A 15133-nucleotide genomic window follows, 5' to 3' on the forward strand; every position below is an offset into this window, starting at 1 on the left:
TTTTCCTTACGGGGTGTCAGTTTTTCTATTGGTGTTCGTATCATGGTGTGACATAATTCATATCGGCTATATAAATTAGAGCAGGCGAGGGAGCAGAATATGAAGGAAATTGAATTGAAATTACAGGGAAAAATTAAGAGATTAACCAACCAGACATTCAAGTTTGATGAGCGTATTCGCGATGGCTGGTTTTCCGCTGTCTATTTTTTGAAAACGAGGGAAATCGTGCGCGAATTTTGCCCAGATAACATCGTCACCATGCAATTTTTCCAAAAAGAGCATGCGGTGCTGTGCGGCACGGATGAAGTGATTGCACTCGTTAAAACTTTTGCCGATGAGCCGGAAAAATTAGAAATTTACTCGCTAAAAGACGGAGACAAAATAAGTCCGTTTGAAACGGTGCTCACCATTACGGGGCCTTATCAAAATTTTGGCTATCTGGAAGGGATTATTGACGGTATTTTGGCGCGCCGCACATCGGTAGCGACAAACGTATATAACGTTGTAAAAGCGGCTGCGCTTTCTGGAGTGCAAAAACCGATTATTTTTATGGGGGATCGTGATGACCATTATACGCAACAAGCTGGCGATGGTTATGCCGCTTTTATCGGCGGTTCTACGGCCCAAGCGACTCATGCGATGAATGAATGGTGGGGCAAGCAAGGGATGGGAACGATGCCTCATGCGCTGATTCAATTGTTTGATGGGGATGTCGTAGCGGCCGCGAAAGCGTATTATGCGAAGTATCCAGAGGACGATTTAGTTGTTCTTGTCGATTATAATAATGACTGTATTACAGATGCGCTTCGTGTAGCTAGGGAATTTGGCGATAAATTAAAAGGAGTGCGTGTCGATACATCACGTACGATGATCGATCAATATTTTATCCGTCATCCGGAAGTGCTGGGGACGTTCGATCCGCGCGGGGTGAATCCTCCGCTTATTTTTGCGCTGCGGGAAGCATTGGACCGCGAAGGATTTGAACATGTTAAAATTGTGGTAAGCGGCGGATTTAATGAACAACGCATTATCGAATTTGAACAACAGGGGGTTCCTGTTGATATGTATGGAGTAGGGAGCAGCCTGTTAAAAATTCATATTGGCTTTACAGGAGATAACGTACTGTTAAACGGCAAGCATCAAGCTAAGGCAGGGCGGCGATATCGCCCCAATCCTCGTTTAGAAAAAGTAGAGTAAAGGCAATACAATATAGGAAAGCGGGGAAAACTGATAGAGAGAGGACTACTATCAGTTTTCCTTTTTCATCATAGTCTTTGACGAAAAACAGTGATATAATGATGAAATGTGAGAATACATATAGCAGGCAAATGACAAATCTATAGGAGCATCATATACTGTGTTACAGAGGAAAGTGTCGCTTGATTCTGCAAAGGAGATGAGCAGAATCAAACAGCGATCATGCTCGAACCAGACCAATCGGTTCCGTATTGAGCCGATTTTTATGGCGTAAAGGTTCAGACAGACGATTGTTGGAGGTCTTCGATATGACTGTTTACCATTTCGTGGGCATTAAAGGAACAGGAATGAGCGCGTTAGCACAAATTCTTCATGATATGAAGTATATTGTTCAAGGATCAGATGTTGAAAAGCGTTTTTTTACACAAAGAGCGCTAGAAGAGCGGGGAATTCCCATTTTTCCGTTTAGCAGGGAGAACATTCGCCCTGGCTGTACAGTGATTGCTGGAAATGCATTTGCGGATACGCATGAAGAAATTCAAGCGGCACATGAATTAGGGGTTCCTGTTATTCGTTATCATCGATTTTTGGGCGATTTTTTGCAAAAATTCACAAGTGTTGCCGTGACAGGAGCACATGGGAAAACATCGACGACAGGGCTGTTGGCTCATGTGATGCAAGGAGCGAAACCGACCTCGTATTTAATTGGGGATGGAACTGGAAAAGGAGTAGAAGGAAGCCAATATTTTGTGTTTGAAGCTTGCGAATATCGGCGTCACTTTTTATCGTATTTCCCTGATTATGCGATTATGACGAACATTGACTTTGATCATCCAGATTATTTTGCGAATATTGATGATGTATTTGCCGCTTTTCAGGAGATGGCGATGCAGGTGAAAAAGGGGATTATTGCATGCGGGGATGACGAGTATTTGCAAAAAATTCAAGCGAAGGTCCCGGTTTTGTTTTATGGCTTTGGCGATGACAACGATTTTCAGGCGCGCAATATCGTGAAAACGACAGAAGGAACTTCGTTTGATGTATTTGTTCGCAATACGTTTTTTGCTTCATTTGAAATCCCGCGTTTTGGCGATCATAATGTGCTCAATGCGTTGGCGGTCATTGCCCTTTGCCATTATGAAGAAATTGATGTGCGCATTATTCAAGAACGTTTAAAAACGTTCCAAGGAGTGAAGCGGCGGTTTAGTGAAAAAGAGATCGGCGATCAAATTTTGATTGACGACTATGCTCATCATCCGCGAGAAATTGTGGCAACGCTTGATGCGGCAAGACAAAAATATCCGAATCGTGAAATTGTTGCGATCTTTCAGCCACACACCTATACAAGAACGCAAACCTTTTTGCAAGAGTTTGCTGAGAGCCTTCAGCAAGCGGATCAGGTGTATTTGTGCGATATTTTTGGCTCTGCCCGTGAGCATCAGGGACAGCTGTCGATTTATGATTTGCAAGCGAAAATTCCACATGCTCGCCTGATTACAGAAGACGATACATCGGTATTAAAGCAGCATGCGCATGCGGTGCTGGTATTTATGGGAGCCGGAGATATTCAAAAGTTTCAAGAGGCATATGAGCAAACCGTTCATTCATAGCACCGAGAGCTCATTCTAAGTGCTTTTCTTCTGCTTGAAGAAGAGGGGAGCCGATTCATTCAATGAATCGGCTCTTTGTATTACACCTTATTTGAGATTTTCCGGATTTAGCGCTTCAAGCTCCGGTATGACGAAGCGCCCGTCTTTGCGGATTAACACTCCATCAAAATAAATTTCACCGCCGCCGTATTCTGGACGTTGAATCATCACCATGTCCCAGTGAATGGTGGAATGATTGCCGTTGTATGCATCATCATAGCACTGTCCAGGAGTGAAATGAAAGCTTCCGTCAATTTTTTCGTCAAATAAAATATCCTGCATCGGGTGCTGGATGTATGGATTGACGCCGATGGCAAACTCACCGATATAGCGTGCGCCTTCATCTGTATCGAAAATTTGATTAATTCGTTCTGTATCGTTAGCCGTTGCTTCCGTGATTTGGCCATCTTTAAACGTTAGCTTGACGTTTTCAAATGTAAAGCCATGGTAAGGAGACGGCGTATTGAACGAAATAGTGCCATTGACAGAATCACGAACAGGAGCCGTGTATACTTCGCCATCTGGAATGTTCATCTGTCCAGAGCATTTAATGGCTGGAATATCCTTAATAGAGAAGGACAAGTCAGTTCCTGGTCCTGTAATGCGCACTTGATCGGTTTTGTTCATTAAATCGACGAGCGCATCCATTGCTCGATCCATTTTGCTATAGTCAAGATTGCACACATTAAAATAAAAATCTTCAAATGCTTCGGTGCTCATTTTTGCCAACTGAGCCATCGATGGGCTTGGATAACGGAGCACCACCCATTTTGTTTTGGGAACACGAATATCGCGATGCACTTTTTGCATGACGGTTTTGCCATGAAGCCGCATTTTATCATCAGGAATATCAGCAAATTCGTTAATATTGTCACCGGCCCGAAGCCCGATATAAGCGTCCATTTGCGCCATGATGCTTGCTTCGAAGTCGGCCATCATTTGAAATTGCTCCTCTTGTGCACCGAGTAAAAGAGCTCGATCAATTTGATGATCCTTTAACAATACAAACGGATATCCTCCAGCAGCATAGGCTTCCCGGACGAGAGCGATGACAAATTCGCGCTGAAGCCCGAAGTTTTCAATTAATACTTTTTCTCCCTTTTGCAGGCGAACCGAGTATTGAATTAGAGTTTTGGCTAATTGCTCAATGCGTGGATCTTTCATTTATGCTTCCTCCCATTCGAATCGATTGATTTTGGCATTGGTGATCATGACGTTGCTTGAGAAATGCAGAATTGCCAAGGATAAACCTGAGCGTCTTCTATCTCATGGTCAGCATAGCACGGAACCTGCCGTTTGTCGCAACCAGACAAACATAGGGGAACATGGGCGTCCCGTTTGTCTTCTTTGATTCATCAACAAGCTTTACCTACTATGTATACAAAATTATTGTATCCTATTTTGCCCAATTTGTTGAATAGAATAGCTGTCACTTGATATGTTTACCAGCTGTATGAAAGAGTGAGGACCGTTTTAGGTGGGCGAAACAAGCTGCTGTACGGAACCATAAATGGATCAAACGTCTTGAATCTAACCTTCGTCACGTGAATGCGTGTGGGAAGGTAAGTCACAAAACTTTTTCGATCGTGGATGTTTACTGATCCTGTTTGTCTCATCTTTGATGGAGCAGTCTAGGGATGTACGCCATTTTTCGACAGTTGTTTGTTCGAATGCAGAGCCGCGTTACCAATGTGGCGAGAAATGTTCATTCATTGATTTGGTGTGTATGCTTGCGCCATGTTCCTGTCTGTTAAAATTTCAAATTATATAGAATGTTAGAGGAGGAATTTGTCGATACGAAGTCGAATAGTCTCTTTTAAAGAAAGGTTGCATTGGGGAGGAAAAAATGTGGAAATCATTTTATATTTAAGCGTAGCATTGGTTGCGATTGCCTTTTTCATTTTAGTTGTGTATTTAGTTAAAACATTGAAAAGAGTGCAGGATACATTGCAAAGCTTGACGAAAACAATCGAAGGAATGGAAAAGCAAGTGAATGAAATCGGGACGGAAACCTCTCAACTATTGCATAAAACGAATGCGGTAGCTGATGATGTACAAAAAAAAATGGAGAGTTTAAACAGGCTATTTGACACCGTCAAACAGGTAGGAGCGACGATCCAAACGTTTAACGATTCTTTAGCTAAACAGCTGTCGAGCAATGAGCAAAAAGTCATTCAAGCGGTGCAATGGGGAAATGCTTTTTTAGAAATATGGGGAAAATGGAAAAGAAGAAAAAAAACAAACTAAAAAGGAGGATGCAAGATGGGAAAAAATAACGGGAGTTTTTTGCTAGGAGCGATTGTTGGCGGGGTGGTTGGAGCTGCGACGGCCCTACTTTTCACAAGCGATAAGGGGAAAAAGTGGGTAGCAGAAATAAATGTGACAGGGAATTTGGAGCCAATTAAAACAAAGGCTACAGAATGGCTGGAAATTGCGAAAGAGAAAACAAAAGAGGTAGCTAAGAGAGTACCGGCAGCCAAAGACACGGAAAGCGACATGAATGAGCAGGAACATGAAGGAATTGAACTGGAGACAGAAGCGATCCGGATTCCAGTGGACAACAATAAAGAAGCAATTGACAGATTGTTGAAAGAAACAGAACAGGCATTGAGTGATGCGGAACAGAAAAAACAGCATCCGAATGAAGCGGAGTGAAATAATGTGGGAAAACAAAAGCTTGAAACAGTAGAACAATTTGAACCAATCGTTCAAGAAGTCAAACATTTTTTGTTATTGAAACATAGCCTAACGTGTCCGATAAGCCGAGCGGCTTTCGCGGAGTACGAGAAGTTTGTAGAGGATCATCCGGAAGTGGCCGCGTATTATTTATATGTGCAAGAAGCACGGCCACTTTCCAATTACATTGCTGAGACATTCAGCATAAAGCATGAATCGCCTCAAGCGTTGCTGTTTGCAAACGGCTCTGTTAAATGGCACACCTCGCATTGGAGCATTACGTACGATGAACTGAAGCGGCAAATTATAGGCTGATCCCCTATCACTTGGGATCAGCCTATGATTTTTTGTTTATATGGATGGGCTCCCAAGTCATTTCTAATTCATCCCCCGGAGCCAAAGGTTCATAAAATGTCACTCGCTCCCCGTTTTTTAGCAACGTGAAAGTCGCTGAAGCAGACGAAGGGATATCGATTTGAACATAGTTAAAAATATCTTGAAAAATAAATGGCTCCATTTTCCTTTCGACCAGTTCCAGAGTCGATCCGTTTTCAACTTGATCCTCTTCATGAAGCAGCTGTCCGTTACGATAAACTTGCACCAAAGGTTTGGAAAGAGTAATCCACTCTCCATTAAAACGGACAGGGACGGAGTAGGTCAAACGGATTTGCTGAGCGTCAGCCAGCTCGCGAAGCGTTGGTGCCGCTTGGTCTGTAAGTTCAATGATGTCGCCATCCTCAAAGCTTGATGATAACCGCGCTTCCAGCTGATTTTTATAAATAGTCCCAGCCCATGCTTTGATTTCAATAGGAGAATGATTGAGATAGACGATAAATGGTTTGAGCTTTGTCAGCCATTGAGAGAGGTTGAGACTATGCAGCAATTCCTCGATGGTTTCTGGCATTTTCAGGGTAATGATGTCGCGATCATGGACATATGTATCTAAAGAAACAGCCTGTCCGTTTTGATAGACCGCTGCTTTGATTTTATACGTGTCTCCATTTATGGTGACGGTTTTGCGCGGCAGCTCATCGATTAAATCTCTTAATGAAATGGACACAGCTTCCCCGTCTTTCCCTTTTTCAACGAAAATATCGTCTCCATCATGAATGGAGGTGTCTAAAGCAGCTGGAATGCCGTTTTTCGTAATGAGCGGAGGTTGCCCATGTGTGCCTGGAATGGTGATCATTTGTCCATTGACAGTGACAACAAGAGCCATTCCTGGTTTCCCGTATAGCTTATGAATGGAAATGCCGCTGGCCAGCAAACAGTCGCCAATGGTTAGCTGCTTCATATCAAATAAGCGAACAAGCTGTCCGTTGACAGAGACGCTAACATACTTCACCGGATTTTGCTGGGATGTAATGGCAATGCCGATGGGGGTGACAAGCTCTGGCCCATGCAGATGGATGTCTGGACTGATTGTTAATTTTTGAATGGCTTCTACTCCTCGGATCGCCACGCGATGATCCGGCAATTCAAGCATTTTAGCCAGTCGTTTTGGCAACTGAGGAGTCAAGCTGCCGCCGCCAACCAACATAACGGCTTTTGGAGGCTTTCCGTTATTCAAAAGCAAGATTTCATCACGGATAGCTTGAGCAAGCCGATCAATCGCCTCGGAAATGGAAGCAACGATTTCTTCACTGCTCACTTCTGTTTCAAAGCCTAAAATATCTGTGATGGTGACGGTCGTGTTTTTGGAAAGCTCGCGTTTTGTTTGTTCAGCCAATGGAAAATCTAATAAATATTGGTCTGAAATCGCTTCCGTAATCTCATCTCCGGCAACCGGAACCATTCCATAAGCCACTACGGTGCCGAGATCAGTGATAGCGATATCAGAAGTTCCGGCGCCAATATCGACGAGCGCGACGTTTAAACGGCGCATGGTAGGCGGTATCAGCACATTAATAGCTGCGATTGGCTCAAGGGTCAGCGCCTCCATTTCAAGGTTGGCGCGTTGTAAAGCCGCCAGAAGAGAATCGACCACAATTTTAGGCAAAAATGTGGCGATCACTTCAACGGCTGCTTCTGTCCCTTGCTGGTCAATTAAACTGCCGATTTCTTGTCCGTCAATTTTGTAGTTCACTACAGAATAGCCTACGCAATAGTAATGATGGCTTTGTTCTTGCTGCTGTGCCGCCAATTTTGCTTGTGCTTGCTGCACAGCGCTTAATTCTAAATGCGTCACATCTTCTTTTGTGATCATCGTCTTTCCGGATACCCACAATGTCGCTTCAGCCCGTTCGGTTTTTAAGGCTCTTCCAGCAGCAGCAACAGAAACGCGTCGCAACGGTCCATATTTTTTTTCCAATGCTTCTTTAATTTCTATAATGGTTTTCGAGACTGCCGGGATATCATGAATTTGTCCGTCGAGCATGGCTCGTTCATCATGTTCTTTTGCTATCACATCAAATACTTGATAAGCACCGTTCATTTCTTGTAAAATAACCCCAATAACAGAGCGCGTTCCGATATCTAATGCAAAAATGGCTGTCTCATTGTTCACGGACCATTCACCTTCTTTTAAAATTTGTCATATGCTGCTTTATTACTTAAATGCGTTTAATGGCTAAAGTTTTTTAGTGACAATTGTATCCATTTCGATTATAATGTCTAATTAATAGAAATGTATCATATTTTTTTATTTTTATAAACCACGAAAGGATGAGAAAGCATGAGCAACGACAGATTAGACGAGTTAAGGGCAAGGGTCGACGAAGTGAACTTGCAGATTTTAAAATTGATTAACGAACGAGGCCGCCTTGTCCAAGAAATTGGGAAAATTAAAGAAACACAGGGCACTTATCGCTATGATCCAGTTCGTGAGCGAAAGATGCTCGATTTGATTCTTGAATATAACGACGGACCGTTTGAAACGGCGACGTTGAAACATATTTTTAAAGAAATTTTTAAAGCGGGCTTAGAGCTGCAAGAAGACGATCATCGCAAAGCGCTGCTTGTTTCGCGGAAGAAAAAGCCAGAAAATACGATTGTCAACATCAAAGGTGAAAAAATTGGTGACGGCAATCAATATTTTGTGATGGGGCCTTGCGCAGTAGAAAGCTACGAACAGGTGGCTGAAGTAGCTAAGGCAGTGAAACAGCACGGATTAAAATTATTGCGCGGGGGAGCGTACAAGCCAAGAACATCTCCATATGACTTCCAAGGACTTGGAGTGGAAGGGCTGAAAATTTTGAAAAGAATTGCTGCCGAATACGATTTAGCAGTCATTAGTGAAATCGTGACTCCTGCCGATATTGAAACAGCCCTTGATTACATCGACGTCATTCAAATCGGTGCGCGCAATATGCAAAACTTTGAGCTGTTAAAGGCGGCCGGCCAAGTAAATAAACCGGTATTGCTAAAGCGCGGACTGGCTGCAACGATCGAAGAGTTTATCAACGCTGCAGAATACATTATGTCGCAAGGAAATGATCAAATTATTCTTTGCGAGCGTGGAATCCGCACATATGAACGGGCAACGCGGAATACGCTTGACATTTCTGCTGTGCCGATCTTAAAGAAAGAAACTCATTTGCCGGTATTTGTCGATGTGACTCACTCGACTGGAAGACGCGATCTATTGCTTCCTTGCGCCAAGGCGGCATTGGCAATCGGTGCCGACGGAGTGATGGCCGAGGTGCATCCTGATCCAGCCGTTGCTTTATCAGATTCAGCTCAGCAAATGGATATTGCTCAATTTAACGAATTTATGGAAGAATTAAAATCGTTTCAACGGCAAATGGTGAAGGCGTAAATCACGCGACCCTTCCCTTTCATCGGGGCGAATACGCGCTGGTGAAAGGGATTTTTTATTTTGGTCTTAGTTTGAATAAAATACGAAAACATTTACAAATTATTTGTCAAGACGTTGCCATTGTTCCATAATGTATCGTATGATATTGCTAATATAATAAGTAGACAAGATGACGATTGTCATAAAATAGAGGTATAAGAGGAGTGGGATAAATGAATGTAACCATTTATGATGTTGCTCGAGAAGCAAATGTGTCGATGGCAACGGTATCACGAGTAGTTAATGGGAATCCAAATGTTAAGCCGTCGACAAGAAAAAAGGTATTGGAGGCCATTGAACGACTCGGCTATCGGCCAAACGCTGTTGCACGCGGGCTCGCCAGCAAAAAAACGACAACGGTCGGCGTGATTATCCCTGATATTTCGAGCATCTTTTTTGCCGAATTAGCGCGAGGAATCGAAGATATTGCTACGATGTATAAATATAATATCATTTTGAGCAACTCCGATCAAAACAAAGAGAAAGAGTTGCATTTGCTCAATACGATGCTGGCAAAGCAAGTAGATGGAATCGTGTTCATGGGGGGCAATATGACGGATGAACATGTAAGCGAATTTCAGAAATCATCCGTTCCGATTGTGCTGGCGGCGACCATTGAGCAAAATCATGCGATTCCATCAGTAAACATTGACTACGAGCAAGCCGCATTTGAAGCTGTGACCTATCTTCTTGATAAAGGAAATACACGCATAGCGTATGTGACCGGACCGGCTGATGATCCAATTAATCAGAAAAAGCTGTCAGGTTATCGGCGTGCGCTTGAGGAGAGAGGAATTGCATATGATGAGGGGCTGATTATTGAAGGAGACTATTCATACGATTCGGGTATCGAAGCGTATGAAAAAATGATGGAATTGCATGATAGACCAACAGCCGTATTTGCTGGTACAGATGAGATGGCGCTTGGAGTGATTCATAGCGCGCAGGACCATGGCATTCATGTGCCAAACCAATTGGAGGTAGTCGGGTTTGATAATACCCGGCTTGCGACAATGGTGCGCCCGCGCTTAACTACGGTTGTCCAGCCAATGTATGATATCGGCGCGGTGGCTATGCGGCTGCTCACGAAATATATGAATAAAGAGCATGTCGAAAACCATATTGTTGTGCTGCCGCATCGCATTGAATATCGAGAATCAACAAAATAAACAAAGATTTTGGTGGTAGACAAAGTGAATTTTCACTTTGTCTACCATTGTTTTTCTGACTGAGAATATCTTGAAAACGGTTGGCAGACAAGGAATGTCGCCAAATATGAAATTTCATAGGCTTTGCTTCATGTTGGGACGTTGGTTGCGAATGGGATAAAGCGCTTTCTCGACAGTCAGAGCGTTTTTTTCAGTAATTTCTCCCTTGCGTGGAATGGGCGGATACAATCCTTCTGGATCGTCCCATGTTTCAGGAAGCGGAACAGGAGAGTACGGCTGCCATTTTTCAAGCCATGCTTGCGGGAGGTTTCCTGAAATGTTTGATTGTTCAGTCATTTCAAGCCAAATGAATGACCATGCTCTTGGTACGACGCGCCAAATATCGTAGCCGCCTCCACCGACGGCAATCCAGCGGCCGTCACAATATTGATGAGCGATTTCATGAGCCAGCCTTGGGATCTCACGATAAGTTTTCGTTGTGACAGATAGATGAGTAAGCGGATCGTAGTAGTGGGCATCGGCCCCATTTTGTGTCAAAATGACATCTGGCTTAAAAAAATCAGCGATTTCTCGCAATGCTTGCGTGTAAGCATCAAGCCATGATTCATCCTCGGTAAACGCATCGACGGGAATATTAAATGAGAACCCATACCCCTTTCCGTGCCCCCGCTCTGTAATGTTTCCTGTTCCAGGGAACAAATATCTTCCCGTTTCATGAATGGAAAACGTACAGACATTCGGATCGTCGTAAAAGGCCCATTGTACTCCGTCGCCATGATGGGCATCCGTATCCACATAAAGAACGCGAAGCCCATAGCGTTCTTGAATGTATTTAATCGCTACCGCACTATCATTATAAATGCAAAATCCCGATGCTTTACCGCGAAACCCATGGTGGAGTCCTCCGCCTAGGCTTAAGGCGTGGACAGCTTTTCCTGATAATACATAATCCACAGCTGTTAACGTCGCTCCTACTAGCAAAGCACTTGCTTCATGCATATTAGGAAAAATAGGGGTATCCTCTGTCCCCAGTCCGTAATTCAGGGCGATCTCATCTGTTAATTTTCCTTGCCCAGCCGCTTTAACGGCTTCAATGTAAGCACGGTCGTGAATCAATTCCAGTTCCTCATCTGTGGCGATGCGAGGTGAAATAATTTGTCCGTCTTCTAAAGCATCGATAGCTTGGAGCAAATCATAAGTGAGTTTAACGCGCAATTGGTTAAATGGATGGTCATCGTTGAATTTGTAAGTTTGAAATGCATCTGAGTATACGAACACACAATCCTTCTTCATGATGAAACCCCCGGTAGGTTTGGCCATAGAACCGTGTAGCCTGCGTTTTTTAAATCAGCAATAATTCCGGTAGGATTCATGGTTTGAATGCGGAATACAAGAATTTTGTAGCGTTCATCGCTATCTGGATAGACAAGGACGCTGGAAATATTCATATTTCTTTTCGCAAAGACCGCTGCTACTTCGCTTAGCATTCCGCTATAATTAGGTACCTTGACTTCGATCTGTGATCCAGGCTGATGCGCTCCTGTCAGTTGTACAAGCGTGTACAGCAAATCCGTTTCAGTCACCATTCCTACTAATTTTCCATCTGTTTCAATCGGTAAACAGCTAATTCGGTGCTCATAAAATAACGCCGCAATTTCTTCTACAAAATCAAGAGGGTGGCCTGTAATCACATCTGTTTTCATCAGCGTGCTAATCGGTTTTTCAAAGTCTTCTAAATGTTCATGGGCATGGAAAATAGAAGGGCTTGCATCACGAATATCACGGTCTGTCACAATGCCCAAGATGCGCTGTTCTTCATCGACGATCGGAATATGGCGAATGCGCTTCTGCTTGACTAGGTTGATCGCATCTGTGATCGTACTGTTTGGATGAAGTGTGAAGATGTTTGTTTTCATAATTTGTTCAACAATCATACCTTCTCCCCCTTTGTTTGCTGATTTAATACATAAAACGGTTCATAAACCGAAGGCGATCGAACTTTTGAATGGATTCCTGATCGACTCGTTTTCCAATGCGGGCCATAAGGCAGTTAGCCGGATGCGAGCAGATTTCAGGATCATCAGTCGCATACCAGACAAGTCCTCCAGCATTCATCATTTTCTCCATGATTTTACGATATTCCCACACATTCAGTCCGGTTCTTTTTAAATCCCAATGCCAATAATATTCTGTCGTGATGATAATATAATCTTCCATTGCATCATCCATCATCGAAACAATAAGCAAGTTTTTGCCCACTTGATAGCCGCGGAATTCAGGAATGACCTCGATGGCCCCCAGTTCGATCAAATTGCTCATGTTACCCTCAGACCAGCGCTCAAGCGGATCAGGATAAAGAAATGTGACGTAGCCGATAATGGTGTGATGATGGCGGGCGATGATAATCCTTCCTTCAGGAAGGCAAGCAATCTCGATCAGTGCTTTATGCTGTTGCTCTGGCTGTCGGAATGCGGTTAAGTCATGGTGAAATTCATAGGCTGCTAGCTTTTCGGGCGGCACCGGCCCTTCGATGATCAGCGTGCCTCTTGGAGTTTTTAGTTCTTTGGCATTATATGTTTTTTTATGTTCCATTCAGTCACCACCTGGTTATCTTTTCTCACAGTTCCATTATACATGAAAAAAAGAAAGATAAAGCGTTTTCAAAAAAACTTCAAAAAACTTTGTTTTTAAAGTTAATTTTTTAAAAATTGAGAATTTATATGAGTTATACTATAATGGAAATGTAATCATTTACATAAGGGGGAAATAGGGGAATGAAAGTGGAAACGCTATCAGTCATACAAGGGGAGCACAATTTAGCCAATTATGAGGAAACCTATCGAAATTTTGATTGGTCAGAGGCTGAAAAAAATTTTTCATGGTCGGAAACAGGCCGCGTAAATATGGCTTATGAGGCGATTGACCGCCATGTAGAGACATTCCGGAAAAATAAAGTCGCACTTTATTATCGAGATGCTTCGCGCGAGGAAAAATATACGTTCAAAGAAATGAAAGAATGGTCGAATAAGGCAGCCAATGTATTCAAACAAGTCGCTGAAGTAGAAAAAGGAGATCGCGTCTTCGTTTTTATGCCGCGTTCGCCAGAGTTGTATTTTGCTGTTCTTGGAGCAATTAAAACAGGAGCGATTGTTGGGCCGTTATTTGAAGCGTTTATGGAAGGGGCTGTTCGCGATCGCCTGGAAGACAGCGAAGCGAAGGTCATTGTCACCACTCCGGAATTGCTGCTGCGCGTTCCTGTCAATGAGCTTCCGGCCTTAAAGTATGTTTTGTTAGTGGGAGATCAAATTAAAGAGGAAGGTCCATATATCGACTTCAAAAAGCGCATGAATGAAGCAAGTAAGCATTTTGACGTTGAATGGGTGGATCGGCAGGATGGATTGATTTTGCACTATACATCTGGCTCTACCGGAAAACCGAAGGGCGTCTTGCATGTTCACAATGCGATGATCCAGCATTATCAAACAGCGAAATGGGTGCTTGATTTACAAGAGGATGATGTATATTGGTGCACGGCGGATCCAGGATGGGTAACAGGAACCTCTTACGGAATTTTCGGCCCGTGGCTCTGCGGTGCTTCCAACGTGATTATCGGGGGACGCTTCAGCCCGGAAATATGGTATCAAACAATCGAGGATTACGGCGTGACGGTTTGGTACAGCGCTCCGACGGCTTTTCGAATGCTGATGGGAGCAGGAGATGAAATTATTAAACAATTTGATTTGAGCTCACTTCGTCATATCTTAAGCGTAGGAGAACCGCTTAATCCGGAAGTAGTGCGCTGGGGATTAAAGGTATTTCATCGCCGCATTCATGATACGTGGTGGATGACAGAAACGGGTGCACAGCTCATTTGCAATTATCCGTGTATGGAAATCAAGCCTGGATCAATGGGTAAGCCGATTCCTGGAGTAACAGCGGCGATCATTGATGATCAAGGAAACGAATTGCCTCCTTATCGCATGGGGAACCTGGCAATCCGCAAAGGTTGGCCGTCCATGATGAAGGAAATTTGGAACAATCCGCAAAAATATGAATCCTATTTTATCGGGGATTGGTATGTGTCGGGAGATTCGGCTTATATGGATGAGGACGGTTATTTCTGGTTCCAAGGACGGATTGATGATGTGATTATGACATCAGGAGAGCGCGTAGGGCCGTTTGAAGTAGAAAGTAAGCTTGTTGAACATCCGGCTGTTGCTGAAGCAGGCGTCATTGGAAAACCTGATCCAGTGCGAGGAGAAATTATTAAAGCCTTTATTTCGTTGCGCGATGGCTATGAGCCGTCTGAGGAATTGATTGAAGATATTCGTCTTTTTGTCAAGAAAGGATTAGCGGCTCATGCGGCTCCGCGGGAAATTGAGTTTCGTGATAAATTGCCGAAAACACGAAGCGGCAAAATCATGCGCCGCGTGTTAAAAGCATGGGAATTGAACTTGCCGACAGGAGATTTGTCGACGATGGAAGATTAATGATTATAGCAAAAACGGCTGACGCGAATTGAACTGCCCCCTGTCAAGTAGACAGTGGAAATAATAAAAATGATCTAAGCGGCTTTAGCTCTATATTCCATAGGGCTAAGGCCATTTAATCGTTTTTGATATCTATCATGATTATAAAAGCAAATG

Annotated in this window: 14 protein-coding genes; 8 read left to right on the forward strand and 6 right to left on the reverse strand. The window is 43.5% G+C overall.

Translation table 11 applies throughout. The features are described from left to right. Nucleotides 1–99 precede the first annotated feature (99 nt). Both AT864_RS14565 and murC read left to right on the forward strand, forming a co-directional pair. Entirely contained in the window at nt 100–1197 is a 1098-nt protein-coding gene (locus AT864_RS14565) for a nicotinate phosphoribosyltransferase (RefSeq protein ID WP_066150138.1), read from the forward strand. A gap of 308 nt (nt 1198–1505) precedes the next feature. After that, nucleotides 1506–2807: a UDP-N-acetylmuramate--L-alanine ligase gene (gene murC, locus AT864_RS14570; protein WP_044745899.1), complete on the forward strand. Its 1302-nt coding sequence runs from the start codon at nt 1506–1508 to the stop codon at nt 2805–2807. A gap of 87 nt (nt 2808–2894) precedes the next feature. On the opposite strand, the gene AT864_RS14575 is transcribed toward murC, so the two are convergent. Then, entirely contained in the window at nt 2895–4010 is a 1116-nt protein-coding gene (locus AT864_RS14575) for an aminopeptidase (RefSeq protein WP_066150141.1), read from the reverse strand. A 684-nt stretch (nt 4011–4694) separates the two neighbouring features. On the opposite strand from AT864_RS14575, the gene AT864_RS14580 reads away from it, so the two are divergent. From AT864_RS14580 to ytxJ, 3 genes are read left to right on the forward strand one after another with little or no spacing between them, the layout of a single operon-like run. Beyond that, the gene (locus AT864_RS14580) at nt 4695–5093 is read left to right on the forward strand and encodes a DUF948 domain-containing protein (RefSeq protein ID WP_066150144.1); all 399 of its coding nucleotides are present in this window, start codon (nt 4695–4697) and stop codon (nt 5091–5093) included. 15 nt (nt 5094–5108) lie between these two features. Continuing rightward, on the forward strand, nt 5109–5501 hold the full coding sequence (locus tag AT864_RS14585) for a YtxH domain-containing protein (RefSeq protein ID WP_066150148.1): 393 nt from the start codon (nt 5109–5111) through the stop codon (nt 5499–5501). 6 nt (nt 5502–5507) lie between these two features. Next, on the forward strand, nt 5508–5837 hold the full coding sequence (gene ytxJ / locus AT864_RS14590; protein ID WP_066150151.1) for a bacillithiol system redox-active protein YtxJ: 330 nt from the start codon (nt 5508–5510) through the stop codon (nt 5835–5837). A 22-nt stretch (nt 5838–5859) separates the two neighbouring features. Here ytxJ and AT864_RS14595 read toward each other — a convergent pair whose 3' ends face one another. After that, complete coding sequence (locus AT864_RS14595) at nt 5860–8028, reverse strand: cell division protein FtsA (protein ID WP_066150154.1); 2169 nt, start codon at nt 8026–8028, stop codon at nt 5860–5862. Between the two features lie 168 nt (nt 8029–8196). Between AT864_RS14595 and AT864_RS14600 the strand changes: the two genes are divergently transcribed. Together AT864_RS14600 and ccpA are read left to right on the forward strand one after the other, a co-directional pair. Beyond that, on the forward strand, nt 8197–9279 hold the full coding sequence (locus AT864_RS14600) for a bifunctional 3-deoxy-7-phosphoheptulonate synthase/chorismate mutase (RefSeq protein ID WP_066150156.1): 1083 nt from the start codon (nt 8197–8199) through the stop codon (nt 9277–9279). A 212-nt stretch (nt 9280–9491) separates the two neighbouring features. After that, nucleotides 9492–10487: a catabolite control protein A gene (ccpA, locus tag AT864_RS14605; RefSeq protein WP_044745906.1), complete on the forward strand. Its 996-nt coding sequence runs from the start codon at nt 9492–9494 to the stop codon at nt 10485–10487. 114 nt (nt 10488–10601) lie between these two features. Here the strand turns inward: ccpA and AT864_RS14610 are convergent, their stop codons facing one another. From AT864_RS14610 to AT864_RS14620, 3 genes are read right to left on the reverse strand one after another with little or no spacing between them, the layout of a single operon-like run. Continuing rightward, nucleotides 10602–11780, reverse strand: a complete 1179-nt coding sequence (locus AT864_RS14610; protein ID WP_066150159.1) for an acetoin utilization protein AcuC — start codon at nt 11778–11780, stop codon at nt 10602–10604. After that, a complete protein-coding gene (locus AT864_RS14615; protein ID WP_066150162.1) occupies nt 11777–12421 on the reverse strand; it encodes an acetoin utilization AcuB family protein in 645 nt (214 codons plus the stop codon). The genes AT864_RS14610 and AT864_RS14615 overlap by 4 nt, the downstream gene beginning before the upstream one ends. 25 nt (nt 12422–12446) lie before the next feature. Beyond that, nucleotides 12447–13079, reverse strand: coding sequence for a GNAT family N-acetyltransferase (locus AT864_RS14620; protein ID WP_044745909.1), 633 nt, complete (start codon nt 13077–13079; stop codon nt 12447–12449). Between the two features lie 182 nt (nt 13080–13261). On the opposite strand from AT864_RS14620, the gene acsA reads away from it, so the two are divergent. Then, entirely contained in the window at nt 13262–14977 is a 1716-nt protein-coding gene (gene acsA / locus AT864_RS14625; RefSeq protein ID WP_066150165.1) for an acetate--CoA ligase, read from the forward strand. 74 nt (nt 14978–15051) lie between these two features. Here acsA and AT864_RS18785 read toward each other — a convergent pair. Then, on the reverse strand, nt 15052–15133 hold an 82-nt coding region (locus AT864_RS18785), incomplete at its 5' end, for an IS3 family transposase (protein WP_156450494.1).

This window comes from Anoxybacillus sp. P3H1B (genome assembly GCF_001560855.1).
In the GTDB taxonomy this organism is placed as follows: domain Bacteria; phylum Bacillota; class Bacilli; order Bacillales; family Anoxybacillaceae; genus Anoxybacteroides; species Anoxybacteroides rupiense.